The 26,704-nt window shown below is 42.8% G+C and carries 19 protein-coding genes; 7 read left to right on the top strand and 12 right to left on the bottom strand.

The features are described from left to right. Window positions 1–295: 295 nt before the first annotated feature. The 3 genes from guaB to VL121_RS05250 form a co-directional block, all read right to left on the bottom strand. A complete protein-coding gene (guaB, locus tag VL121_RS05240; RefSeq protein ID WP_325402892.1) occupies window positions 296–1,789 on the bottom strand; it encodes an IMP dehydrogenase in 1,494 nt (497 codons plus the stop codon). Window positions 1,790–1,930: 141 nt separating this feature from the next. Then, window positions 1,931–3,031 carry a DNA-processing protein DprA gene (gene dprA / locus VL121_RS05245; RefSeq protein WP_325402894.1) on the bottom strand — a complete coding sequence of 367 codons (1,101 nt, stop codon included), beginning with the start codon at window positions 3,029–3,031 and terminating at the stop codon, window positions 1,931–1,933. Window positions 3,032–3,672: 641 nt separating this feature from the next. Beyond that, the gene (locus VL121_RS05250) at window positions 3,673–4,254 is read right to left on the bottom strand and encodes a thioredoxin family protein (RefSeq protein ID WP_325402896.1); all 582 of its coding nucleotides are present in this window, start codon (window positions 4,252–4,254) and stop codon (window positions 3,673–3,675) included. A gap of 34 nt (window positions 4,255–4,288) precedes the next feature. Between VL121_RS05250 and VL121_RS05255 the strand changes: the two genes are divergently transcribed. Continuing rightward, the gene (locus tag VL121_RS05255; protein ID WP_325402898.1) at window positions 4,289–4,882 is read left to right on the top strand and encodes a UbiX family flavin prenyltransferase; all 594 of its coding nucleotides are present in this window, start codon (window positions 4,289–4,291) and stop codon (window positions 4,880–4,882) included. 75 nt (window positions 4,883–4,957) lie between these two features. Here VL121_RS05255 and lolA1 read toward each other — a convergent pair whose 3' ends face one another. The 7 genes from lolA1 to VL121_RS05290 form a co-directional block, all read right to left on the bottom strand. Continuing rightward, window positions 4,958–5,629 carry an outer membrane lipoprotein periplasmic chaperone LolA1 gene (gene lolA1, locus VL121_RS05260; protein WP_325402900.1) on the bottom strand — a complete coding sequence of 224 codons (672 nt, stop codon included), beginning with the start codon at window positions 5,627–5,629 and terminating at the stop codon, window positions 4,958–4,960. Between the two features lie 94 nt (window positions 5,630–5,723). After that, entirely contained in the window at window positions 5,724–8,207 is a 2,484-nt protein-coding gene (locus VL121_RS05265) for an FtsK/SpoIIIE family DNA translocase (RefSeq protein ID WP_325402902.1), read from the bottom strand. Between the two features lie 205 nt (window positions 8,208–8,412). Continuing rightward, window positions 8,413–8,835 carry a DUF423 domain-containing protein gene (locus VL121_RS05270; protein WP_325402904.1) on the bottom strand — a complete coding sequence of 141 codons (423 nt, stop codon included), beginning with the start codon at window positions 8,833–8,835 and terminating at the stop codon, window positions 8,413–8,415. Beyond that, a complete protein-coding gene (locus VL121_RS05275) occupies window positions 8,828–9,334 on the bottom strand; it encodes a shikimate kinase (RefSeq protein ID WP_325402906.1) in 507 nt (168 codons plus the stop codon). Before VL121_RS05275 ends, VL121_RS05270 begins: the two co-directional genes overlap by 8 nt. Before the next feature lie 11 nt (window positions 9,335–9,345). Next, window positions 9,346–10,530, bottom strand: a complete 1,185-nt coding sequence (locus VL121_RS05280) for an acyl-CoA dehydrogenase family protein (RefSeq protein WP_325402908.1) — start codon at window positions 10,528–10,530, stop codon at window positions 9,346–9,348. A 439-nt stretch (window positions 10,531–10,969) separates the two neighbouring features. Further along, on the bottom strand, window positions 10,970–11,491 hold the full coding sequence (locus VL121_RS05285) for a KdsC family phosphatase (protein ID WP_325402909.1): 522 nt from the start codon (window positions 11,489–11,491) through the stop codon (window positions 10,970–10,972). Window positions 11,492–11,852: 361 nt separating this feature from the next. Next, on the bottom strand, window positions 11,853–13,538 hold the full coding sequence (locus tag VL121_RS05290) for an ABC transporter substrate-binding protein (RefSeq protein WP_325402910.1): 1,686 nt from the start codon (window positions 13,536–13,538) through the stop codon (window positions 11,853–11,855). A 63-nt stretch (window positions 13,539–13,601) separates the two neighbouring features. On the opposite strand from VL121_RS05290, the gene VL121_RS05295 reads away from it, so the two are divergent. Both VL121_RS05295 and VL121_RS05300 read left to right on the top strand, forming a co-directional pair. Continuing rightward, window positions 13,602–15,254 carry a M1 family metallopeptidase gene (locus VL121_RS05295; RefSeq protein WP_325402911.1) on the top strand — a complete coding sequence of 551 codons (1,653 nt, stop codon included), beginning with the start codon at window positions 13,602–13,604 and terminating at the stop codon, window positions 15,252–15,254. A 103-nt stretch (window positions 15,255–15,357) separates the two neighbouring features. After that, entirely contained in the window at window positions 15,358–15,672 is a 315-nt protein-coding gene (locus VL121_RS05300) for a hypothetical protein (protein WP_325402913.1), read from the top strand. A gap of 11 nt (window positions 15,673–15,683) precedes the next feature. Here the strand turns inward: VL121_RS05300 and VL121_RS05305 are convergent, their stop codons facing one another. Next, complete coding sequence (locus VL121_RS05305) at window positions 15,684–16,403, bottom strand: C40 family peptidase (RefSeq protein WP_325402915.1); 720 nt, start codon at window positions 16,401–16,403, stop codon at window positions 15,684–15,686. Between the two features lie 108 nt (window positions 16,404–16,511). On the opposite strand from VL121_RS05305, the gene dnaE reads away from it, so the two are divergent. The 4 genes from dnaE to VL121_RS05325 all read left to right on the top strand — a co-directional run bounded on the left by dnaE (window position 16,512) and on the right by VL121_RS05325 (window position 25,008). Next, window positions 16,512–20,168 (top strand): DNA polymerase III subunit alpha, encoded by a 3,657-nt coding sequence (dnaE, locus tag VL121_RS05310; protein WP_325402917.1) that lies wholly within the window; start codon window positions 16,512–16,514, stop codon window positions 20,166–20,168. A 129-nt stretch (window positions 20,169–20,297) separates the two neighbouring features. Further along, on the top strand, window positions 20,298–20,618 hold the full coding sequence (gene trxA, locus VL121_RS05315) for a thioredoxin (RefSeq protein WP_325402919.1): 321 nt from the start codon (window positions 20,298–20,300) through the stop codon (window positions 20,616–20,618). A 470-nt stretch (window positions 20,619–21,088) separates the two neighbouring features. After that, on the top strand, window positions 21,089–22,726 hold the full coding sequence (locus VL121_RS05320; protein WP_325402921.1) for a NupC/NupG family nucleoside CNT transporter: 1,638 nt from the start codon (window positions 21,089–21,091) through the stop codon (window positions 22,724–22,726). Between the two features lie 80 nt (window positions 22,727–22,806). Continuing rightward, a complete protein-coding gene (locus VL121_RS05325; protein ID WP_325402923.1) occupies window positions 22,807–25,008 on the top strand; it encodes a M43 family zinc metalloprotease in 2,202 nt (733 codons plus the stop codon). Window positions 25,009–25,513: 505 nt separating this feature from the next. On the opposite strand, the gene VL121_RS05330 is transcribed toward VL121_RS05325, so the two are convergent. After that, window positions 25,514–26,644 (bottom strand): IS110 family RNA-guided transposase, encoded by a 1,131-nt coding sequence (locus tag VL121_RS05330; RefSeq protein ID WP_325402925.1) that lies wholly within the window; start codon window positions 26,642–26,644, stop codon window positions 25,514–25,516. Window positions 26,645–26,704: the final 60 nt, after the last annotated feature.

Here is a 26,704-nt window from a genome sequence, read left to right on the forward strand (position 1 = left end):
TTGGGGATGATGTTGTGCATACAAAGCCCAGTAGCGCTCCGTTTGGTCATCGGGCAGCAGCACCCACTGCTGAAAATATTCATCAGCCGCAAATTCTTCTTCCGTAAAGTTGCTGTAATATGCGTTATCCCCTTTCATTACTGTTGTGGAGAAAACGGAAAGAAAAATTATACTCTCAAAAAAAAAGAGTTTGGTTAACTGATGGTTAACGGAGCTAAAGCGCTGGAGATAACATTACGCGCAAGAGCAAGAGTTATTGTGCTATTCATTTAAAATGCGTTACAGTTCTCAGTATTTACCTGGTATAATTGGGCGCCTCCCTGGTAATTTCTATGTCATGCGCGTGGCTTTCGTTCATGCCGGCATTGGTTATTTTAATGAACTGCGCTTTTTGCAGTGCTGCAATGTTAGCGGCGCCGCAATACCCCATTCCGGAACGTAACCCGCCGGTATACTGGTATACAATTTCACTCAGGTTGCCTTTAAAGGCTACGCGTCCTTCAATACCTTCAGGTACATATTTTTTAACATCATCTTCAACATCCTGGAAGTAGCGGTCGCCGCTTCCCTGGCCCATAGCGCCTAAAGAGCCCATGCCCCTGTATTGCTTAAATTTGCGGCCTTCATATATGATCGTATCGCCCGGACTTTCCTCCGTTCCTGCAAAAACGCTTCCCATCATTACCACGCTGGCTCCCGCTGCCAGCGCCTTTACCATATCACCGGTATAACGTATACCGCCATCCGCAATAAGCGGTACATTCAATTTATGAAGCACTGAAGCCGCTTCCATGATAGCTGTAACTTGCGGAACTCCTGCTCCTGCCACAATACGGGTAGTGCAAATAGATCCGGGGCCAATACCTACTTTAACAGCGTCTGCACCTGCTTCTGCAAGGGCTTTGGCGCCTGCAGCTGTTCCTACATTCCCGGCAATGACCTGTAGCTTTTTAAAACTCTTTTTTAATTTCTTCAGCGATTCAATCACTTTTGCACTATGTCCGTGTGCGCTGTCTAAGCAAACAATATCTACACCTATTTGCTGCAGGGCAGACGCCCTGTCCATCAGGTCGGCGGTTATGCCTAAAGCTGCACCGGTAAGCAAACGGCCAAAGCTGTCTTTTACGGCGTTGGGGTGACTTTGCAGTTGCAAAATATCGCGGTACGTAACCAGTCCTGTTAATTGACCGTTTTTATTAACAACCGGCAGTTTCTCAATTTTATACTGGCTGAGTATTTTTTTTGCTTTCGCAAGATCTGTTCCTTCAGGAGCGGTAATAAGGTTTTCGGTTGTCATTACTTCACTCACCTTTTTCTTCAGGGAGGTTTCAAAGCGCAGGTCGCGGTTAGTAAGGATGCCTACTAATTTCTTATTAATATCTACAATTGGGATTCCGCCTATTTTATTTTCCCGCATCAGTTTCAATGCATCGCCGATAGTAGCGTCTACATGCAGGGTTATGGGATCAAGTATTAAACCGCTTTCACTGCGTTTTACTTTACGCACCTGCTCGGCCTGCCGCTCAATCGTCATGTTTTTATGCAAAATGCCCAGGCCGCCTTCCCTGGCCAAAGCTATAGCCAGGTCGGCTTCTGTTACGGTATCCATAGCCGCAGAAAGCAGGGGCGTGTTTAATGTAATGCTTTTGGTAAGCTTTGAACTAATGTCTACATCGCGGGGAAGTACCTGTGAATAAGCCGGCATAAGCAGCACATCATCGAAGGTTAATCCTTCACCAAAAAATTTCTGCGGGAATTTGTCTTTAGCGGAGTTGATTATTGTTGCCATGTGCAAAGATAGGGGAGCGGATAAATAGCTTCCAAATTTTGTTGTAAAGGAATTGCATTTGCTGCAGATTCGCAGATTCAATTTGCGGCAATACTTTAAAAGAAAGTTGTGCTGCAGTCCGTAAATCATTTCAGAAGCTACTTACAAAAGTTTATATATTTTTCCCGGTAAACAAGTTATTATTCCCTGTAACTCAAGGTTTAATATGGCCGCGGCTATTGTGCTGCTGCTGAAGCTGCAACGGGGAGTGATTTCATCAATAGAAGCGGTTTCTTTTTCGCCGATGATTTGCATGATTGTTTTTTCTTCTGCTGTCAGTTCAATGAATAATTCTTTTTGCACTACCTTTTTCTTCCCGGGCGCTTCACTCCAGTTCATAAATTCCGCCATCTCTTTACCGCATGTAATTAAGGCAGCCTTATTACTCCTGATGAGGTAATTGCAGCCGGCGCTTTTTGCATCGGTTGTTTTGCCCGGCAAGGCAAACACATCTTTATTATAATTATTGGCCAGTTCTGCTGTAATCATGCTGCCACCGTTGATTTGAGTTTCAATAACCAGCGTAGCATCTGCCATGCCGGCTACAATGCGGTTTCTTTTTGGAAAATTTTGCTTATCGGGTTTGGCGCCCGACATAAAATCTGTGAGCAGTCCGCCATGTGTTGCCATTTCTTTTGCCAGTGTTTTATTGGCGGAAGGATAAATGCGGTCGAGCCCATGCGCTAATACTCCAACAGTACATAATTTATTTTTTAATGCCGCTTTGTGCGCCAGCGCATCTATACCATAAGCCAGTCCGCTTACCACCAGCACATTGTACTGTGCTATGTCTTCAATTATTCTTCCTGTCATTTCTTTTCCGTAATCGGTATGGTTGCGGGTGCCTATAACCGCCATAATTTTATGGTGGTTGAGATCAGCGTTTCCTTTATAGTACAACAGGGAAGGCGCATCGTAACAATGCAGCAGGCGTTTGGGGTACCCTGCATCGGTTTGCCTGAATACGGCAATTTTATATTGCTCAGTGAAACGGAGTTCTTCCTCGGCTCTCTGAAAATGGCTGAATGTTTTGATGCTTTTTGAGCGGATAGTACCTATGCCGGGAAACTTATCGAGGCTGGATTTTCGTGCGGCAAAAACTTTTTCCGCATCGCCAAAATATTGCAATAATGCTCTTGCATGCACATCCCCTATGTTGGGAACCATAGTTAGCGCGATATGATAGAGAAGGTCGCTGTGCATTGTGCAGGCGATGACGGTGCTTGTTCTACAATAATATAAACCTAAAAACAGGATGCTGCAGGAAAAACGCGAAACGATATAAAAAAAACCCCCTCCCGATGAATCGGGGGAGGGGCACTAATCTTTTAACCGTTAACCATTAAACCTTATCCTATGAAAAGCCGAATATAAATCGTTTTTTTAATTTAAGTCTTTGCAGGGCGTAATTTTTTTAATTTTATGGGAAGGCTAAGTGGAGGATATGTTTTTTTATTGCAATGTTCTTGATAATCAATAGTCGGGAAGTATCTGCCCCGGTTGTATTAAGTTGTAAAGCATATGAAAAAATAAAGGGCTGGATAGACATCCTGCCCCGTTTCTAAATCCAATATCCTATGAAAAACCAATAATGAGACCAGTATTACATGATAAACGTTGCATAGCATTCCAATTTTTTCTAAAAATGTGTATAATCCCGGGGGATACGGGTTAGCATAATATGAATCGGGGCGGGGAGAGAGTAAAAAAATGGGAGGGAAGATAGGAGGTATATAAACGAAAAAAGGGCTGGATAGAAATCCTGCCCCGTTTTAAATCCAATATCCTATGAAAAACCAGATATATAACGATATACCTGATTCTTATATTGTTGCAACAAAAAATTATTTCCAGGTTTGTATAAAATCCTTCCTGTATGTTTCAAAAGGAGTTTTGCCGTAATGGTCTTCACCAAAGTATTTTAAAACTAGTTCCATGTCGGGTGGTTTCAAATATCCCGGAATCACTTGCGGGGCTGAACCATCGGCAGGTAAAATAACAGTGGAAGGATAGGAGAGTTGCCCGCCGGTTAAAAGAATGGCATAATCGTGTACCCTGTACTGATCATTGTATTTGAATTGCTTTCCGCGCCAGGTAAGTACTTCCTTTGTTTCCGCGTTTAATTTTACAGGATAGAATTTATCATGAAGATATTGAATTACATCAGGGTTAGTATAGGTGTTCCGGTCCATTACTTTACACCAGCCGCACCAGTCTGTATACAGGTCAATAATGATGTCTTTTTTTTGGGTTGCCATTTTGGCTTCTGCCTGGGCCAGGGTTAGCCATTGCAGCTTTTCATTGCTGCGGGAAGTAATGATGGTGGTGTCTTTATAATACAATGGCATATTTGCCGATGCTTTGGCCCCAGGAACACAGGCACTTATACTTATACTAATAGAAAGGAAAATGCCGGATATTTGCATTTGATTTATTTAATGTTACAAATATAACTCACAATTGAAGCGAAAAATTGTTATTGCTGTTACCGGGGCCAGCGGGTCTTTATATGCCCGGCAATTAGTGGATAAACTATTAGCCATACCGGAGCAGTGGAATGCGCTTGCACTGGTAATTACAGACAATGCAAAAACGGTATGGAAAACAGAATTGGGCGATGATTCCTTTAATAAATATAGTGTTAATATTTACGGCAAAAATGATTTTAACGCCCCTTTTGCCTCGGGTTCAGGTCAATTTGATACCATGATCATTATTCCCTGTTCTATGGGTACTTTGGGAAGAATAGCAACCGGTGTTTCCAACGACCTGATTACAAGAGCCGCTGATGTAATACTAAAAGAAAGAAGAAAATTGATTTGTGTGGTAAGAGACACGCCGTATAATCTTATTCATATCCGTAATATGGAAACGGTTACGGTAGCCGGAGGCATTATTTGCCCTGCTACACCTTCTTTTTATAGCCGCCCTCAAACCATTGAAGCGGTAGCTGCCACCGTAGTAGACAGGGTACTTGATCTTAGCGGATTTACTGTCGCTTCCTTTCGCTGGGGAACAAATAATGAAAGTTCATCATCAGATCATACCAAATAAATGTGGCGGTACTAATGTAAAAGTATAATTACCTCTCACCCTGAAACCTGCACCCTGCAACAGCCTGACCACCTCCTACTGCAAATCTATCACTTCAACGCCCGGGTATTTAGCCGCATTAAAAACAAAAAAGCTATTGTCTATTTTTGCGTTGGGAACAAAGCTGGTAACATTATAGGAATAGCGGTTGCCATTTTTTTCAAACAGCCTTGTAGATATAATATTTTTTGTAGCCTTATCTACAGAGACCAGCACTTTAAAAAAATTTTTATTTTTATCGGTAGGCGTTAGCTCTATTTCCTGTACTGTTTTGCCACCTTCCTTTTTTTCGCCATTCAGTTTATATAAAAAATCCTTTTCATAAAAATTAGTAAATATTTTTTGAGGCGTAAAACTATCCCCGGACGGATCAAATTTACTTATCTGCACTTCATTGGCATTTTTATCGTAGGTCCATATTTTCTGCGCATTACAAAAAATTTGCTGATCGGTTAATTCTACTTTATATTGATTTCCTTTCATATAAGCCGTTCCCTTTTTAGTTCCCTGCACTTTGCCCGCGGCATTTTCAATTTGTAACACAAAATCTGCTTTTACCGATTGGTAGGTTTTAAATTTAGCCGTAACGCCGTCTAATATTTTTTTAGCAGCCGGATCATTGGTTCCCAGGGTATTAACAGCGTTTTGTGTAAATCCTGAAATGGAGAATAGGGCCAGGAGTACTGTAATAGTTGATATTCCTTTCATTATTTTTTTATTGGTGGGCAAAGATAGTTATTTGAAAGACTGCCGCAACAGCTCTATAGTTTAAAATGAAATAGTTGTTGCCGCGTATTTATTTTCATAAAGCCTGCAAAAACGTTTCCAGTTCCATTTCCGTTTTAAATACTACATCTCTTGCTTTACTTCCCTGGTTGGGGCCTACAATGCCTGCGGATTCTAATTGATCCATTAAGCGGCCGGCGCGGTTATATCCTAATTTCATGCGGCGCTGCAATAAAGAGGTCGAACCAATCTGGCTTTGAACAATAAGCTTTGCCGCTTCTTCAAACAGCGGATCGCGGTTACCGGAATCAAAGTCCTTGCCCTCCAGGTCTTTTTCGTCAATATACTCCGGCAAATAAAAAGGCTGGGGATACCCTCTTTGCTGGCTAATAAAATCAACTACTTTTTCTACTTCGGGAGTATCTACAAAAGCACATTGTACCCTTGTTACTTCTCCGTTGTAAGATACCAGCATGTCGCCGCGGCCGATTAACTGCTCTGCCCCGCCTGTATCTAAAATAGTGCGGGAATCAATTTTAGAAGAAACCTTAAATGCTACCCTGGCCGGAAAGTTGGCTTTAATGGTTCCGGTAATGATATTAACTGAAGGGCGCTGGGTGGCAATGATAAGATGGATGCCAACCGCCCTGGCCAATTGCGCCAGGCGTCCGATGGGCATTTCAATTTCTTTGCCCGCCGTCATAATCAGGTCTGCAAACTCATCTATTACCAGAACAATAAAAGGCAGGAACTGGTGGCCTTTTTCGGGATTAAGCCTCCTGGCAACAAATTTTTCATTGTACTCTCTTATATTACGGCAGCCCGCTTCCTTCAGCAGATCGTAGCGGTTATCCATTTCAATGCATAGCGCATTGAGGGTATGTACCACTTTTTTAGTATCCGTAATAATAGATTCTTCCTCTCCGGGCAGCTTGGCAAGGAAATGTTTTTCAATGAGCCGGTACAGGCTTAGCTCCACTTTTTTAGGATCAACCATCACTAGCTTAAGCTGTGACGGATGTTTTTTATATAACAGCGATACCAGTATAGCGTTAATGCCAACCGATTTTCCCTGCCCGGTTGCGCCTGCCATTAACAGGTGAGGCATGGTAGCAAGATCAACAATAAAATGTTCGTTATCTATTTTTTTACCGAGCGCTATCGGCAATGAAAATTTATTTTGCTGAAACCGGTCTGTAGATAAAAGCCCTTTCATGCTCACAATAGCCTTCTTTACATTAGGCACTTCAATACCAATAGTGCCTTTGCCGGGAATGGGAGCGATGATGCGTATGCCTAAGGCGGCAAGACTTAAGGCAATATCATCTTCAAGATTTTTGATGCGTGAAATACGAACGCCGGCGGCAGGAACAATTTCATACAGGGTAACGGTGGGGCCTACTGTAGCTGATATCTGGCGGATGTCAATATCATAGTTCTTCAGCGTATTAATGATCTGGTGCTTGTTGGCTTCCAGTTCTGAAGCATCGAGCACAATTTTTTCACTGCCATGTGTTTCTAACAGGTCAAGTGAAGGATATTTATAATCTTTAAGATCAAGAACCGGATCATAAGGCGGCAGGTTCTGTACTTTTTTTATAGCTGTTTCTTCTTCCGGGGGTAACGCCTCATCTGTAGCCTCCTCCGCTTCAATCATAGCATTGATCTGCAACTCTAATTCCTCGGCAGTTTTTTTTCTTGTTTTGGATATAACCGTAGTTTGCGGCATTACCTGTTCCAGCCCTGTTTCAGACAGTATTAATTTTCCTTCCGGTTCATCTGCGCCCGGCGGATTGATAACTACAACTCCCCTGTGCTGTTTCAGTGTATTGCCCTGAGCATCTTTTGTTATATTTTCTTCTGTAAATAGTTTTGCTTCCTCGGTAAAGGAGTTATCTACCGGAACCAGCTTGCCGTTTTGACCTTTGTATTTTGTTTTTTTGGCGGGCAGTGAAAAAGAAGGATTGAAGCGCCATATAAAATAAGCAAAACCACCGGCCAGCAAAAGCGCCGCCGTGCCAATTTCGCCCAATAGTCCCCTGAGCCAGTTGCTGGTTATATTGCCTGTTTCACCTCCCCATGGAAAACCATTTCCTTGTGTAATAAAGGCTAAAGCGGTGCTAAAAAACAGTAGCCCCACCACTACATACCTGAAATTGCGCCAGGGCGAAAATATTTTTTCACCGAACAGTAAATTCACTCCTGTTATAAAAAAGAAACTGCAAAAAAGGTAGGATGATAAGCCAAAACCCTTGTAAAAAAATATATGGGATATATAAGCGCCTATGCGTCCGAGGAGGTTAGCCGCCTTTATGTCTTCTCCAAATAAGAATGCCGAAAAGCCCTGGAATACTTTATCCTGGTCCTGCCGCCAGGTAAAAATATAAGAAGTAAACGCTATAAAAAGAAAAAATGCGGTAAGCAGTAATACGCTTCCGAGTATTTTATGGGTACGTTCATCCTTTACCAGCTCCTTTACCTTAACCTTTTCGGTTTTATCGCTGGTAAGTTTTTCAGGATCAGGAGACTTGGACTTATTGTTTTTTAATTTATTAGCCATGTAACTTCAAACCTATGGTTAAAGATGGACAAAGATAGGATGTTTGTGTTGCAAGGTACAAGTTACAGGTTACACGTAAAAGGGGTACCGGATACAAGTTCTGCAGTGCAAGCTATAAACTACAAACCATAAACTGTAAATCCTCTTCCCTATAACCTGAAACCTGTAACCTGCAATATTAACTGCTTGCAGAACCTGGCTGCTATTAAGCATCCTGAGCTTTGCTTTTTTGGCGCTGAACGCCGGGCTTTAAGCTTTGAATAAAAAGACAAATCCATCCGGCAATAAAACAAACGCCGCCCAAAGGCGTAATGGCGCCAATGCCTTTAAGTCCTACCGTTTCAGTAGCGTTTAGGTAGGTTAACAGGTATAAGGAACCGCTGAATAAAACAATGCCCGAGATAAAAAAAATGCCTGCCCATTCCATTACTTTACCCGGCATTCTCCTGTACAGCATACCAACTGCCAGTAAGGCAAAAGTGTGATAAAACTGGTATCTAACGCCGGTTTCAAAAGTAGCAACCGCATCTGCTTCCACGAATTCTTTCAGCGCATGCGCTCCAAAAGCGCCCAGTACAACGCTAAGCGCTCCAAGAATGGCCGCGTATTGGATAAATCGTTTAGACATATTTCTTTTTGATTTCGTCAAAGGTAATATCTGAAATGGACTCTGTAGGCAATATTATATGAGCCTGGTTGTAATATTCCTTCCTTTTTTGGATGCTGTTTTTAATAAAATCTTCAATGGCCTGCTCATCTAATGGTTTGATCAGCGGGCGGTGCATTTTTTCTTTCAGTAATCTTTCTTTCAGCACGGCTAAAGGCGTATCTAAATAAATGGTTAACCCGTTTTCATTCATCCATTGCATATTGTTGTAAAAGCAAGGTGTGCCTCCGCCGGCAGAAAGAATAAAATCATCTTCTTTGTCAAAACTATGAAGCCTTTCCCGCTCCAGTTCCCGAAAAAAAGTTTCGCCGTGCCGTTCAAATATTTGTGGAATGGTTAACCCGGTATGTTTTTCTATTTCGGTGTCTAAGTCAAAAAAGCGCAGGTTTTGTTGTGCTGCCCAAAGCCGTCCCCAATAGGTTTTGCCCGTTCCCATAAAGCCCAGGAGAAAAATTTTCATCGTTTTTGATTTCACTTAAATGCGTTCAAACCTGTTATGTCCATACCTGTAATAAGTAAATGTATATCGTGTGTTCCTTCATAAGTGATCACACTTTCAAGGTTCATCATATGGCGCATTACGGAATATTCACCCGTAATACCCATACCGCCCAGCATTTGCCGGGCATCGCGGCATATATTGGTGGCTACTTCGCAGCCGTTGCGTTTGGCCATACTCACCTGCTGGGGCGTTGCTTTTCCTTCATTCATTAATACCGCAACCCTCCAGTTCAGCAACTGGGCTTTGGTGATTTCCGTGATCATTTCGGTCAATTTTTTTTGCTGCAACTGAAAGCCGCCTATGGGGCGACCGAACTGTATTCTTTCTTTGGCGTATCTTAAAGCGGTATCATAGCAGTCCATTGCCGCGCCAATACTGCCCCATGCTATGCCAAACCGGGCTTTGGTTAAACAGCCTAAGGGCGATTTCAATCCTTTGGCATTGGGTAGTATATTTTCTTTAGGCACTTTAACATTATCAAAAACCAGTTCACCCGTAGCAGATGCCCGCAGGCTCCATTTGCCATGGGTGGTGGGTGTACTGAATCCTTCCATACCTCTTTCCACTATCAGTCCGCGAATATCGCCGTTATCGTCTTTGGCCCATACCACCGCTACGTGCGCATGGGGTGCATTGCTGATCCACATTTTAGCCCCGTTTAATAGTACATGGTCGCCGGCATCGGTAAAACGGGTAAGCATACCCGCCGGGTCGGAACCATGATCGGGCTCCGTTAATCCAAAGCAACCCAGCCATTCGCCACTGGCTAATGGGGGTAAATATTTTTTTCGCTGCGCCTCACTGCCGTATTCGTAAATGGGGAACATTACCAAACTACCCTGAACGGATGCGGTAGAACGTACCCCGCTATCGCCTCTTTCTAATTCCTGCATCATCAAACCATAGCTGATATAATCTAATCCGCCGCCGCCGTAAGCAGCAGGAATGGTAGGGCCAAAGCAGCCCATACCGCCTAATTGTTTTACAATATGTTCAGGAAAAGTGGATTTTTGGGCATAGTCTTCAATAATAGGAGAAATTTCTTTTTTTACATAAGCTCTTACACTCTCCCGGATCAGCTTTTGCTCTTCTGTAAGGAGATCGTCTAATTGCAAATAATCAGGACTGGTAAACTGGTCTGTACGTGCAGCCATAGCAACTACATTTAAAGTAGCTGCTAAGATAGGTAAATAAAGCACGAAGCCGGAATTTCGAAATCCGAATGAAAGCACCAAGAACCAAATAATAAGAACCAAACCTGTCCGCCGTGGCGGATAATATACAGATGCTTCGTTCCTGCCAGTGACATCTTAGTAAGGTTGCTGTTTATCAGTCAATTGCAAATTATATTTTTAGATTAGACTTTTTTATTTGTCACTTTTTAAGAAAAAAAATGGCTACAACTATTTAAATACTACCGGTAAATGAATTGTAGAAGGGTATGCAAAATGTCATTTTCAATATGCTTAAACACACGCTTATAATTTACTTAGCATGACAGGCAAAATTTAAATCCGAAATTTGAAGCTAAATGCAACCAGAAACTACAAACCACAAAATCCGAAGCGGGATGCGATCTCAAATTACCTTCCCTCACACATTCCTCACCTCCGTATCCGTTTCCCAATGCCCGTTGATCTTTAGTACTTTTTCAATGACATCCCTTACGCATCCCTGACCGCCACCCCAGGGAGAAATATAGTCAGCAATTGTTTTTATTTCTGTAACGGCATCGGCCGGGCAGCAGGCTATTCCTGCAACCTGCATTACTTCATAATCCGGAATATCATCTCCCATATACAACACTTCATTGGTGTTAAGCCTGCGCTGTGTTATATATGCATTCAGTTGTTCTTTTTTATGCTGTACCTGTTGAAAAACATCAGTAATACCCAATGCCGCAAGTCGTTCCTGCACGGGCAGGGAATGAGAGCCGGTTATAACCGCTATCCTGTACCCTTTTTTTACGGCCAGTTGAAGTGCATAGCCGTCTTTAATACTCATCCGGCGTATAAAATCATTGCCCGGGAATATCCATATACTGCCATCGGTCAATACGCCGTCCATATCGAATATAAAGGTGGTGATGGTGGCAAAGCGTTCAAGTATGTTCATTTGAAAATGCTTAATTCTTTTGTAAGATCAAAAGGCGATCATGGGTTTAAAAGTAAAGAATATTAAGTGGTTTAACTTTTTTTCAGTAAATCATTTAAGGAAAATCTTGGATGTTTGAATAATAAATTTATCCTTTCGCCGGGTATTTCACCTTTCACTTTTGCCAGTGATTCAGCGAGTAAATACTATCCTTATCCACCAAGGATTTCAGGGCGGTTCTAAAAAATATTTTCGGGCTGATTGGGTGTGTAGTGAGCATGCAAAACAAAAACTTTTGCATTATGGGAGGTCCGTTTAGCAGGAAGTTATACCACTTAATCCTCACCGGTCTTTAAACCACAAATTCAATATGCCTGCCGGTTCATGGAGCATGTTTTTGTATCCGTACTGTTCTTAATTCCAGGAGGTTTAAACTGTTAGGACGAAAGTTTTTTACGTAAGGATGTATTAGCCGGATCACCATATCGTACCATAAAGGAACGATGGGAGCATCGGCAATGATCATTTTATCCATTTGCCTGTACATTTCGTATCGTGTTGAATCATCCTGTTCCAATAATGCTTTTTCATATAATTTGTCGTATGCCGGGTTTTTATACCGGGTATAATTAGGCGGTGCCGGGTTGCCACCATAAAAAACACTGAGGTAATTTTCCGCATCGGGGTAGTCGGCCATCCAGCTTCCGCGAAAGAACAGGGCCTGCGATTTGGCTGTTTGTTCCAGCAATAAATTTTTCTGTACTACTTCTACCTGCACTTTTACGCCAATGTCTTCTAACTGTTTGGCTACAAAACTTCCCAGTTCGGCATACATGGGAATGGTGAGCAGTTTAATTTCCGGCAGTCCTTTACCATCCGGGAAGCCTGCCGATTTTAATAGCTGCCTTGCTTTGGCAACATCATAATAATAACCCTTTACCTTAGTACTGTCGTACGCAGGTAATCCTGCCGGCACAAAGCCACTCTCCGCAGGCGTGCCTAAAGAATTTCGCAGGTACATGATCATCTTATTCCTGTTGAAGCCATAATTCATGGCCTGCCGGATGGCTTTTATTTTGAAGGGATGATCTTTCAGCATTGCGTTTGTGGTATCGGCCAGTATGCCTAAGTATTCAGTATTTAAAAAACTATGCTTGCTCAGTATAACTTTTCCCTGCCACTCATTTCTCAGTTCACCTTTTTTGGTGAGTACTTCATCTTTAAAGGAGGCATCAATATCATTAATAAAATCGAGGCGGCCCCGGGTAAACTCAAGAAATTCAGTGGCTTTATTGTCTAAAAAGGAAACTTTTATACCATCTAAGTAGGGCAGGCGTTTACCCACGCTGTCGCGCTCAAAATAATTTTCATTTCTTGCCATAAGCAATACCTGTCCTTCTTCCCAGCGTGTGAACCTGAATGGGCCGGTGCCACAGGGATTGCGGCTAAAACCCAATCCGTATTTTTCTATGGCTTCATGAGGCACAACAGAACAGTATTGCATACTGAGTATGCCCAGTATGGGATGAAAGGGCCGGATGAGCTTCAGTTGAAACGTGGTGTCATTTAATGCGTTGAATCCGCCGGTAGCAGGTACCCGGTTATTAAATATCCAGGCGCCGGGTGAAGCAGTAGCGGTAGCTGTGATGCGTTGAAGACTGTAAGCCACATCGGCGGCAACCATTTTACGACCTTTACCTCCGGGGAAAGCGATGTTGTTGTGAAAATAAACGTCATCCCGTAAAATAAAGGTATAGGTGAGCCTGTCTGCAGATACCTCCCATCGTTTGCATAAAGAGGGTTTGATTTGCAGGTTTTCATCCACTTCTACCAATGTGTTGAACAGTTGATGCACACCCCACATGACGGCCTGGTTTTTAGCAAAGGCGGGATCGAGGGAGCTGATACCTTCGGGCTGATTATAGCGGAATATTTTTTTATCCTGTCCTTTTTTCCCGGTGCAGGAAAACAGTATACAATATGGTGCAATAATAATGAGCAATCTTATAGTAATTAACCATCTGCTTACAATATGCCACATACCACTTGCCGCTTTGTATATCTTCATTACTGTAATTTAAACGCCATAATTCATAAAACGTACTAAATTTAGCTTTTAAAATAAACCGGCGTGCAAAAAATACGAAACCCTTTTTTTCTTCTGCTTTTTCTTTTTCACTTTTTCGCAGCCGCTGCCCAGCCCCTGCACCAAAAGCAGGAATTTACACATGCCGATACTTTGCGCGGAACCATAACACCGGAGCGGGCGTGGTGGGATGTTACGCATTACGATTTGCAGGTAAGCTTCAATTTTGATAAAAGAAGTATTACCGGTTATAATATCATTTCCTATACTATAGTATCGGATCCGGCCAAAGAAATGCAGATTGATCTGCAGGTGGGGTTGGATATGGATAGTGTGCTGTATCAAAACGAAAGTCTTTCTTTTCGCAGAGACGGGAACGCTTATTTTGTTGTGGTACCCGTTGTTTCTGATAAAGCGAAAACACAAAAGATCAAGGTATATTACCATGGCATACCGCGTCCGGCGCTGCACCCCCCATGGGATGGCGGCGTAATATGGAGCAAGGATGAAAAGGGTAACCCCTGGATCAGCGTAGCCTGCCAGGGATTGGGCGCCAGTGTATGGTATCCCTGCAAAGATCACCAGGGTGATGAGCCCGACAGCGCCTCACTAAGTATGATTGTACCCGATACCCTAACGGCAATAGCTAATGGCAGGTTAAGAAATGAAGTGAAGAATGGAGACGGTACAGCCACTTATACCTGGGCAGTTACCAATCCTATCAATAACTACAACATTATTCCTTATATAGGAAAATACGCTCACTGGCATGAAGATTATGATGGAGAAAAAGGAAAGCTGGATTGTGATTTTTGGGTGATGGCGTACAACCTGGACAAAGCGAAGGTTCAGTTTAAGCAGGCTTTGCAAATGTTACGTTGCTTTGAGTACTGGTTCGGGCCTTATCCTTTTTATGAAGACGGATATAAGCTGGTGGAAGCGCCGCATTTGGGAATGGAACACCAAAGCGCTGTGGCTTACGGCAATGGATTTACTAACGGATATAAGGGAACCGATCTTTCCGGAACAGGGTGGGGGCTGAAATGGGATTTTATTATTGTGCATGAAAGCGGACACGAATGGTTTGGCAATAACATTACCACTAAAGATGTAGCCGACATGTGGGTGCATGAAGGGTTTACCAATTATGCTGAAACCATTTTCACTGATTGTGCATATGGAACCGAAGCGGGTAACGATTATGTGACAGGGACGAGAAAAAAGATTCAAAATGATAAACCTATTGAAGGGCCCTATGGCGTTAACCAGGAAGGGTCGGGCGATATGTATTATAAGGGAGGCAACCTGGTGCATATGATCCGGCAAATCATGAATAGCGATTCATCTTTTCGGATGCTGCTTCGTGGTATGAATACAACTTTTTATCATCAAACGGTTACCGGTAAACAAATAGAAGCGTACATCAGTAAAATATCAGGCATTAACTTTTCAAAAGTATTTGATCAGTACGTGCGAACCACGCAGGTGCCGGTACTGGAATATAAAATAAATGGTAATAAATTGAGCTATCGCTGGGCAAATTGTGTAAAAGGATTTAATATGCCTTTGAAAATAAACTTCGGCGTTGAAAGATGGATCAGCCCAACGCAAAAATGGAAGACCCTGAAAATAAAAAAAGGCGATACAAATACGATTAGTATAGACAGAAATTTTTATATAACTAAAGAGATGTTATAATAAGGCTGTTATTATATGGATTGGTGTTGAATACTTTTGTAATGAAACGGACACATTCTGGCAGCAGGATGATGAGTCCATTGCGGCTGGTGCTATAGGTGAAATGCAGGCAATTGGTATACTGAATGCACAGCAGGTAAAAGATAAACTGGTAGTAAAAGTAAAAAAAGCCTATCCTTCTTATTTTGGCGGATACGGAAACTTCAGTGTGGTGCAGGAGTTTGTTGATAAGATTGATAACCTCTATTTGATAGGGCGGAATGGCATGCACCGGTATAACAATAGCGATCACAGCATGCTCACTGCTATGGCTGCGGTTGAGAATATTATTTTGGAACGAAAAGACAAAACGAATATATGGGAGATCAATACCGAAGACGAGTACCACGAAGCGCAAAATACACAGTCGGATAAATAGCTGCGGAAAGGTTACCTGCTGCTCAGGGAAGCGGCGGCGGCGGTTTGTTCGTCTACCACCCTGCCTGCACTTATTAGCCTTTTATGCCAGTAGGTTTCGTTCAGGCTGCTGATCATTACCCCGCCCGATGAGGCCGCGTGTACAAATTTATTATCCTGCAGGTAAATACCCACATGGCTTACGCCACGGCCGCGGGTATTAAAAAAAATAAGGTCACCTTCCCTCAGTTCATCTTCGCCAATAACAGCGCTGAACGCTTTTTGTTCACTGGCAGTACGCGGAATCTGCAGCCCGTAAATTACAGACATTAAAGTTTGTGTAAAAGCAGAGCAGTCCACTCCTCTTTGTGTGGCGCCTCCCATACGGTAAGGCGTACCCCACCAGCTCTCAATAAATTTATACAGCCCCCTGTTCACCAGCCGTTCTACTTCCACATCCATTTTTATGGCATACTTAAATTGCAGTGGTCCGCCTTGTTCAATATTAAAAACGGGAAACAGGTAAGATTTTGACGGTATATGATTTTCCGGCATGTGTGGAACTTCCGTTTCATGCCGGTTAGCTGCCGGCGGAGACTGGTCGGCAGTTATTGCAATATCGTTTAAAAACTTTTGAGAACCATGTTGCCCATTGCCCCGGGAAACCTCCGGAACAGACCTGGATGTTGACTTTAAGCTGCTGCAACTGCCTGCAACAAAAGCTATTCCAATCAAAAATAAAAGATTACGCAAACCGACCGATTTTAATTTCGCAAAATAGCACACAAAAACCGGACCAGCAAGCAATTAATGTGGAAAATGGAAAAGTGAATGTTGCATTAAGTTTACGAAATTTGCAGCATGAGCCAGTTTTCTCATCTCCACGTTCACACGCAATATTCTTTATTAGATGGTGCCGCATCTATCAGTGGTTTGTACCAGAAGGCAATAAAGGATGAAATGCCGGCGCTGGCAATCAGTGATCATGGCAATATGTTTGGCGTATTTGCTTTTGTAGCCGAAGCGTATAAGCATAAGGTTAATCCCAATGATAAAAAAAGTCCTTTAAAAGTGAAGCCTGTTGTGGGCTGTGAATTTTATATTACGGAAAACCGCCTTCGTAAAGTATTTTCAAAAGAAGAAAAAGATCCGCGGCATCACCAGATATTATTGGCCAAAAATGAAACCGGTTACCGTAACCTCAGTAAACTCACCTCGCTGGGCTTTATTGAAGGCATGTACAGCAAGTACCCGCGTATTGATAAAGCGCTTATCCATAAATATCATGAAGGATTGATTGCCACCACCTGTTGCCTTGGCGCACTGGTGCCGCAAACCATTTTAAAAAAAGGAGAGGAGGAAGGAGAAAATGAATTTAAATGGTGGCTGAATATTTTTCAGCAGGATTATTATGTGGAGTTACAACGGCATGGCATGGCCGAACAGGAAAAAGTGAATGCCATATTGCTGAAATACGCCAAAAAATATAATGTTAAGATCATTGCGTCCAACGATTCGCACTATGTAGATCAGAAAGATTTTAATGCCCATGATATCCTGTTGTGTATTAACACCGGCGAAAAGCAGGCTACACCCGCTTTGCGGGAATTTTCAGATGATGATATCGCTGTAAAAAATAAACGCTTTGCTTTTCCCAACGACCAGTTCTATTTTAAAACCACGCAGGAAATGAAACAGGTGTTTCACGATCTGCCTGAAGCTATATACAATACCGGTGAGATTGTAGATAAGATAGACCTGCTTGATCTGAAAAGAGATATCCTGCTTCCTAATTTTCCTATCCCGAAGGAATTCCAGGTTCATACAGATAATAACCTCAACCAGTGGGAATACCTGAAACATATTACGCATGAAGGTGCGGCGAAACGTTATGACCCCATGACAGCAGAAGTGGAAGAACGTATTAATTTTGAGCTGTTCACCATTAAATCCATGGGTTTCGCCGGCTATTTCCTGATTGTGAGCGACTTTATTAAGGCCGGAAGGGATATTGGTGTTTTTGTAGGCCCGGGACGTGGCTCTGCTGCCGGATCTGTTGTGGCCTATTGCATAGGCATCACCAATATAGACCCGATAAAATACAACCTGCTGTTTGAAAGGTTCCTTAATCCGGACCGCAAAAGCATGCCTGATATTGATACAGACTTTGATGATGAAGGCAGGCAGAAAGTAATTGAATATGTAGTGGCCAAATATGGCAAAAACCAGGTAGCGCAAATCATTACCTATGGCACCATGGCCGCCAAAATGAGTATTAAAGATGTGGCGCGTGTCATGGATCTGCCCCTGGCAGATTCCAATATATTAGCCAAGCTGGTTCCTGAACGCCCGGGCATTTCGTTAAAACGGGTATTGCACGCGCCGCTTAACGCTAAAGAAGGGGAGAAGTCGCTGGAGGAAAAAGAAGGACTGTCGGCTGATGATCTTGAAAATGTAAAAAAGCTGCGCCAGTTCTATAATGGCAGCGATATCCATTCCAAAGTGCTGCACGAAGCCGAAATATTAGAAGGCTCGGTACGCAATACCGGTATACACGCAGCGGGCATTATCATCGCGCCTAAAGATCTGACCGAATTATTACCGGTTGCCATTGCCAAAGATTCTGATCTGTGGGTTACGCAAATAGAAGGAAGCGTAATTGAAGAAGCAGGTGTAATTAAGATGGACTTTCTGGGTTTAAAAACCCTGAGCATTCTTAAAACGGCATTGCAACTTATCAAACAAAATCATGGGGTGGTTATAGACCTCGACACGATTCCGTTGGATGATGAAAAAACCTACCTGCTGTATCAACGGGGTGATACCAACGGTACCTTTCAGTTTGAAAGTATGGGTATGCAAAAATACCTGCGTGAGCTGAAGCCGGATAAATTTGGCGACCTCATTGCCATGAACGCGCTGTACCGCCCTGGTCCTTTGGCCTACATTCCCAACTTTATTGACCGCAAGCATGGCCGTGAACAGATTGCCTACGATTTACCCGAAATGGAGGATATTTTATCGGATACGTATGGTATTACCGTGTACCAGGAACAGGTGATGTTATTGTCGCAAAAGCTTGGAGGCTTTAGCAAGGGCGATGCAGATGTGTTGCGCAAGGCGATGGGTAAAAAGCAAAAATCGGTGCTGGATAAAATGAAGGCCCAGTTTATTTCCGGAGCTGTTGCAAAAGGACATGATGCGAAAGTGCTGGAGAAGGTATGGACAGACTGGGAAGCATTTGCCCAGTATGCATTTAATAAATCGCATTCTACCTGTTATGCATTAGTAGCCTACCAAACCGCCTATTTAAAAGCGCATTATCCATCCGAATATATGGCAGGTGTACTGAATCATGCGGGAGCCATTGAAAAAATAACCTTCTTCATGGAAGAGTGCAAGCGCATGGGATTAAAAGTGCTGGGCCCCGATATTAACGAATCGCAAAAAGGTTTTGCCGTAAATACAAAAGGCGAGATCCGCTTTGGGCTTGGCGGATTGAAAGGCGTGGGAGAGGCGGCCATAGAAGGAATTATTGAAGAACGGAAAAAAGGCCATTACAAATCCATTTTCGATTTGGTAAAACGCGTTAACCAGCGGGTAGTTAATAAAAAATCATTGGAATGCCTGGCCTATTCAGGCGCTTTCGATTGCTTTAGCAATGTACACCGGGCACAATATTTTTATATTCCGCAGGGTGATACCTCTACAGGGCTGGAGAAGATCATCAAATTCGGTAATATATACCAAAGCCAGTCGGCTAATACAACCAACACTTTATTTGGCGATTTGCAGATGCCCGATGTAATGCCACCGAAATTGCCTGATTGCGCACCATGGACCTTAACGGAATGGCTGGATCATGAAAAAGATATTACAGGCATTTTTTTAAGCGGTCATCCGTTAGATCATTTTAGTTTTGAGATGAAGCATTACGGTATTACCATTATCGCGGAGTTTATTGAATTTAAGGATACGCTATTAAGTCATCCGAACCCTTTCCGGCAATTCAGGATCGCGGGATTGGTTTCCGATGTGCAGCATCGTACTACACGCAACGGGAAGCAGTTTGGCGTTTTTTCGCTGGAAGATTATTCAGGTAAAACTGAAATGGCATTGTTTGGAGAAGACTATGTACGGTTTAAAGATCATTTCAGCCTGGGTAACGTACTTTTTGCCACGGGCAATTTTAAAGCGCGGTGGAACAGTACAACAGATTTTGAATTTAAGCTCAGCAGTGTAATGTTACTCGAAACTGTGAAAAGATTGTTAACCCGGCAGTTGCAGGTTGAACTACATCCTAAATTTTTAACAGAAGAAACGGTTGCTTTTATTGATAACAATGTAAAATCATTTCCGGGTAAGTCGGGTATCAAATTTATATTATCAGAACCCAGGTTAAGCTGGAAAGTAAGTATGTATACATTAGAAAAAGGATTTGAAATGAATGACGAAATGGCTGCTTTCTTAGAAACCAATCCCGATATGGAAGTGAAAGTCACTACTTTAGAAAAATAGCAGGAAGTCAAATTGTCTAATGCACAAGTGTGGATAATGACATATCATCTTATTTGGCATAATGGACTTAAATTTGCAGGCTGGTATAATAAACAATACATTATAAACCATAAATAAAACTAAGTTACTATGGCACTCGAATTTACAGACACGAACTTCCAGGAAAAGGTATTGGATTCTGATAAACTTTCTGTTATTGATTTTTGGGCGGAATGGTGTGGGCCCTGCCGCGCTATCGGTCCGGTTATTGAAGAATTAAGTAAAGAATATAACGGAAAAGTGAATGTAGGAAAGGTGAATGTTGATCATAACCCGCAGTTGTCTATTAACTATGGCGTTACTTCTATTCCCGCCATCTTATTTGTAAAAGGCGGTAAGGTAGTAGATAAATTAGTTGGGGCTCAGCCTAAATCTAATTTTGTTAAAAAAATTGAGCAGCATATCGCGTAATACATTTCTTAGTGTAAATTGTTAAAGCAGGTGGAAACGCCTGCTTTTTTGGTTTCAGGATATCCTGAGATATAGCTATATATAGGGCTTGCTCAAAAACTAAAAATACGTAAGAAGACGATCATAAAAAAGCAGAATAGCCACAAGCCACGAAGGCACAAAGCATTTTCCTTTGTGGCAAAAATCAACAATTTGCGAAATAGGAACTGCAAGCATTTAATTACATTTTACCAAAAGCCCTAATAACGATTCGCGCATCCTCCTTCGTCTGCCCGACTGGGCGATAGGAGGGGACGAACCCCGCCAGAATGATTCTTTTGGACTGGCATCCGGGCGGACAGGTTCGTGGCATAAACCACTATAAGGTTTTGAAGGCTCCAAACAGCGGAAAGTCATTTATTTTTTGAGGTTCTCCTTTTCCACTTTGTTGTATATTGTTGCATAAAAATTGTTAGCACCAAAACGGCTTTATGTCATCACATCTTGAAAGCATCAGCAGGGGAACAATAGGGATGGTTTTCCTCCTGCTCGTTTGCTATTTGCTCAGTAATAACAAAAAAGCCATTAACTGGAAGCTGGTAGGCATGGGTGTTTTTGCCCAGTTGATGTTTGCTATGGGCGTGCTCAATACAAAAATTGCCGGTCAACCTGTTTTTTGGGTGTTTTTTGGAATAATTTTATCATATATCATTGTCAAAAAGGTTATTAGGGGACAAAAAAATAATACCGTTATTGCTTTTGACGGACTGAGTATTTTGTTAGCCGCAGCATGGCAATGCATTTTCTTTTTTGGGATGATAAGGAGTGCTGTGCTTGGTAATAGCGGTATTGCCGTTTTGCTCAGTATCATCTTAATCGGTTTTATCAGTAAATGGCTTTCTTCGCGTAGCATTGAAATGTTGAAATGGTCCATCTTATGTTCACTGGCGATACTTACCATTTCTATTTACAATAATGTTTGCAACCCGGATATTTTTAAGATCATTTTAGAACATGTTTCCTCGGCATTTGTGGCGCTGATCAGCCTGAGCCATAAGGGTACGGCGTTTTTATTTGGCAACCTGGCAGATGATAAGCAATCCTGGGCGTATATATTTGCTGTGCAGGTGTTACCCAATATCATTTTTTTCGCAGCGCTTTCATCGGTATTGTATTACTTAGGTATCCTGCAAAAAATTGTGTATGTATTTGCCTACCTGCTAAACAAAATGAATATCTCCGGCGCCGAAAGTTTGTCTACCGCCGCTAATATTTTTTTAGGACAAACAGAGGCTCCGCTGATGATCCGTCCTTACCTCGAAAAAATGACGCGTAGTGAAATACTGTGTATTATGATAGGAGGGATGGCTAACACTGCCGGCAGCGTATTAGCGGCCTATGTGGGATTTTTGGGGGGAGGAGATGAAGCGCAGCAGCAATACTACGCGTTGCACCTGCTTAGCCAGTCTATTATGAGCGCTCCCGCGGCTATCGTTTGCTCCAAGATTATTTTTCCCCAACCTGCGCACAGCCTTATAGTAAAGGATATTACCATACCCAAAGAAAAATTAGGCGATAATTTTTTAGACGCGCTATCGCTGGGAACAACTGATGGATTAAAACTTGCAGTAAATGTAGGCGCTATGCTTATCGTTTTTACGGCCATGATGTGGGTAGCAAACGCCTTACTGGGCTGGGTAGGTGATATTGCCCATCTTAACGGGCAAATTAAATTAGTAACGGAGGGCAGGTATGAAACCCTTTCATTGAATATGCTGCTCGGGTATATTTTTGCCCCGGTTGCCTGGCTCATTGGTGTGGCAAAAGCAGATATGGTAGCCGTAGGTCAATTGTTGGGTGAAAAAACGATCCTGAATGAATTCTACGCCTATGTTTCTCTTGCTCAGATGAAACAAAATAATGTGATCTCAGATTCCAAATCTTTGCTTATCGTAACGTATGCGCTGTGTGGTTTCGCCAATTTCGCTTCTATTGGCATACAGATCGGGGGAATTGGTCAACTGGCGCCCAACCAGCGAAAAAATCTTACGGAGCTTGGTATAAAAGCATTAATTGGTGGAACCATTGCCTGCCTGATGTGTGGTTGTATAGCGGGAATGCTGTTTTAAATAATGCAAAATGGAGGAAAGTAATTTTATTATCAACTCTTGCTATACATTTGGATAATGTATTCTTAAACTATTCTTTTGTGAAGGCAGTTTTTTCGTTACGTTTTATTGCAGTTAGCCTGTGTATTTGTATCGCTTCAAATACTTTCGCGCAGAACCAGCCATCGCGGCAGGAGCGTTGTGTTACAGGTTCCGTTATGGAGAAATATTTTCAGAAATTTCCCCGCGACAAGACCGCTTTCGAAAAAGCGCAACGGGAGTTTCAGCAAAAATATGAAGCGGTAAGACGCGCTAAAAAGGGGTTGCCGGTTCAGCAGCGGTTGAACGCCATTGTTACCATACCCGTAGTAGTGCATATTGTAATGGACAATCCCGCTTTGGTAACCGATGAGCAGGTGCAGAGCCAGTTAGACGTGCTGAATGCCGATTATGCAGGCAAAAACGCAGATTCTGTAAATATTCCGGCTCCATTTAAATCATTATTCGGAAAAGGCAATATCCGCTTCTGCCTTGCACAACGCAGTCCTTCCAATGAACCATCCAACGGTATTACACGAAAAATTTCTTCTGCCACATCCGTTCCCGGCGATAATGATCCTGTTAAATACGCTTCAATGGGCGGAGTGGATGCCTGGGATATAAACAGGTACCTGAATATATGGGTGTGTAAAATGAAGGAGAGTAACGACCTGGGATACTCCTTTATGCCCGGTTTGCCCGGACTGGCATCATCAGATGTGGGGCTGGTAACCGCCTACCATGCTTTTGGAACCATTGGATCGGCAGCGGCGCCTTTCAATAAAGGCCGTACTGCTACGCATGAGATAGGCCATTTCTTTAATCTTTCACATATCTGGGGTGCTAATCAATGCGTATCGTCCTGCTCCGATTCCGACTTTGTAGATGATACACCTAACCAGGATACCTGCCATTATAAAACGCCGGTATTTCCCCAAAAAGATGCCTGCACAAGCAATGAGCCGGGTGTAATGTTTATGAACTTTATGGATTATGTTGATGATGCTGCCATGTGCCTGTTTACCACCGGGCAAACCGACCGTATGGAAACAGCGCTCAGCACTTTTACTGACCGGATGCAGCTAATGACCTCCAATGGTTGTGTGCCGCCTGTGCTGTATAATAATGATGTAAAGGCGCTGGCTGTAGTATCGCCTGCTAATGCGGTTGTATATTGCGGTACAAACATTATTCCCCAATTGAGCATCATCAACCTCGGTGATTTGCCTTTAACCAATATCCGGCTTAATGTATCTGTAGATGGTGGTATACCGGTTGTTACCAACCTTACCCTTAATCTTCCTTCATTGGGGGAAACAACCCTGTCGGCTAACGCCATTACCGCAACTTCAGGGCATCACTCCGTTAAACTCTATACAACACTTCCCAACGGAACGGCCGATCAGCGGCCCATAAATGATACGGCAACCATGCTGTTTTCGGTTATTGGCGATGCCAGTACACCACTGACCCAAGGATTTGAGTCCGCGACTTTTCCGCCACAGGGCTGGGGAATAGCCAATAACAGCGATGTAGTAGCGTATAACCCGGTACGCATAACCAATGCCGCACATTCGGGCGCCACATCTGTAAAATTCGATAACTATAATTACCAGCTATTCGGTAAACATAGTATGCTGGTTACGCCCCAGCTTAAGATACCGCTTAACGCCGATTCGGTTAAAATAACGTTCTGGCGGGCAGCCGCACAATACAGCAGCATGAACTCCGATACGCTGGAAGTTTTATTTTCTGCCGATTGCGGGCAAACCTTTACACCGGTATACAAAAAAAGCGGGGCTGATTTAAAAACACGCGCTGACTTTACAACGACTGCATATATACCCGTTGCCGGCGAATGGGTGGCAGATACCATTGATATCAGTGCTTTGGTAAAGGGAAGGTATGATAATATAATTGTGCAATTCCGCAACATTAACGGTTATGGCAATAATGTGTATATAGACGACATTAATATTTATACCCGCACCCTGCCACAGCGTTTAAAAGAGAAAGGGTATCTTATTGCGCCCAATCCCACTACCGGCCTGTTAACCATACAGCATTATCCATCTTCCTCCACATTAAGAGGCGTGGCGGTATACAGCAGCACCGGGCAGTTGGTATGGAAGCAGCGCTATACTTCTTCCACAGCGCCCAATTACATTCCTGTTAACCTCAACTATATGGCTTCAGGTATTTATGTTGTGCAATTGGTGTATACCGATAAGACCATAACGCAGAAGGTGGTGAAGATGAATTAGGGTCATTTTCTGCCCGGGGCAAAGTCCACGAAGAACATTAGAATATGGAGACTGCTATGTAGAAAAGCATAGTGAGGTGTGATATGTGCGAAGAACTTCACATAAAATTAGATTTTAATATTCAGTAATCAAAATAATCTCCGACTGCTATATGCGGTCATTTCAACAATCGTATTGAAAGCCGCCAATAATTGTATGAGTTGGTAAAAGAGGTACGCCTACTTCGTATTGTTATTTAATAACCGTCTCCGACTTGCGTTTTCCTCTTTCATAGTGTTGAGATTTATATATTGTATACTGAACAATGATTTAATGTATTTTTAAGTGCTGTAAGAAACGCAAACGGGCTCTGCAGGGGTGCAACCCGTCAGGAATATTACAGCCGGATGAGCATATTGCTTCTGCCCGGTGATTCAGTAAATATTTGCATTGCCGGGCTTTTTAATTTTTGCGATGCTATGCTTTTCCGCTTATGCCTTAGAAAACCCATTCAGTTTTTTGAAGTTTACGCTGCCGGTTTTTGTGACCCATTACCCTGCTCTTGTTTGCCCTGCTGCTTTTTTTGCAAATAATATGCCTGGTATTTTCCCCCCTTCAATACGACACCTCTGGCAATCAATGCCAATTTGCGTGCAACCTTCACAATGGCGTGCTTGTTGTCTTTTGCTGCGTGCCTGCTGTAATAAGCAAATATCTCGGGAGCAGTCCTGATGGCAGTCCATGCAGCTTCTATCAGCAATGGTCTTAGATGCTTATTGCATCTTGGCTGTATTCCCTTTGTTCTTAATGTTTCGCCCGAACTATCGTTCCATGGCATTATTCCCAAATAGCCGGTATAATCATCGGGGTCGTCAAAGCGTTCAAAACAGCCTATCTCTGTCAGCAATGCAGCCGCTGTTATTGCGCCATATCCCGGAACGCTGAGCAATAGCCGGTATGCTTTTGAGTGTTGTGTTTGCATTTGTTTGCGCAACAACTTAGTAATATTACCCAGCCTCGTTCTTTGATGTTGCAACTGTTGTATTAGATTTTCTTTGGTAAGTGTACCTGCTTGGGAATTTAGCTCAAGGTTGCCCAACCATTCCAATGCTCTTTTAGAAAGGAAGGAGCTTGCGGTCACCGTTTTAGGTATCTCTATGTTATAGTACAGCATGAAGCTTTTGAGCCGGTTGTTTGAACGGGTCACATCTCTTACAGCGCTTTCCCGCAGGCGGAAAAGGCTGCGCAGTTCTTGTTGTTCACGGGATAAAACATGAATACCGCGAAGATTGCCTTTTTCCAAATGTTCGGCAATGGAGCGGCTGTCATGCAAGTCAGTTTTGTTTTTCTTCTGCTTGTCTGTTTGCGGAATATCTGCTGCATGAACAATGATGTTGGTGATCCCCATTTTGCATAGTTGCTCATGATAGCCCGTTCCGCAAAAGCCTGCTTCGTAGGCGCAATAAAATTTACCGCCTGTAAATTTGGTCTGCAATGTTTTATGCAAAGCTTTCGCGGAAGGTGGTTGGGTAAAATGGGCCACCTGATGGTTAAGGCTGCGTACCGTTACAGACCAGGACTTCTTATGAACATCAAGTCCAACAAAAAATTCCTGACCATTAAAGTCAATTGTTTCTGATAAATTTGTTGTAGGCATAGTGCATGTTTTTAGTTGTTACAAATTGCGAAACTTATTGTTATCGCACTATAAAACTAA

Source organism: Agriterribacter sp. (assembly GCF_035497235.1).
GTDB lineage: Bacteria > Bacteroidota > Bacteroidia > Chitinophagales > Chitinophagaceae > Agriterribacter.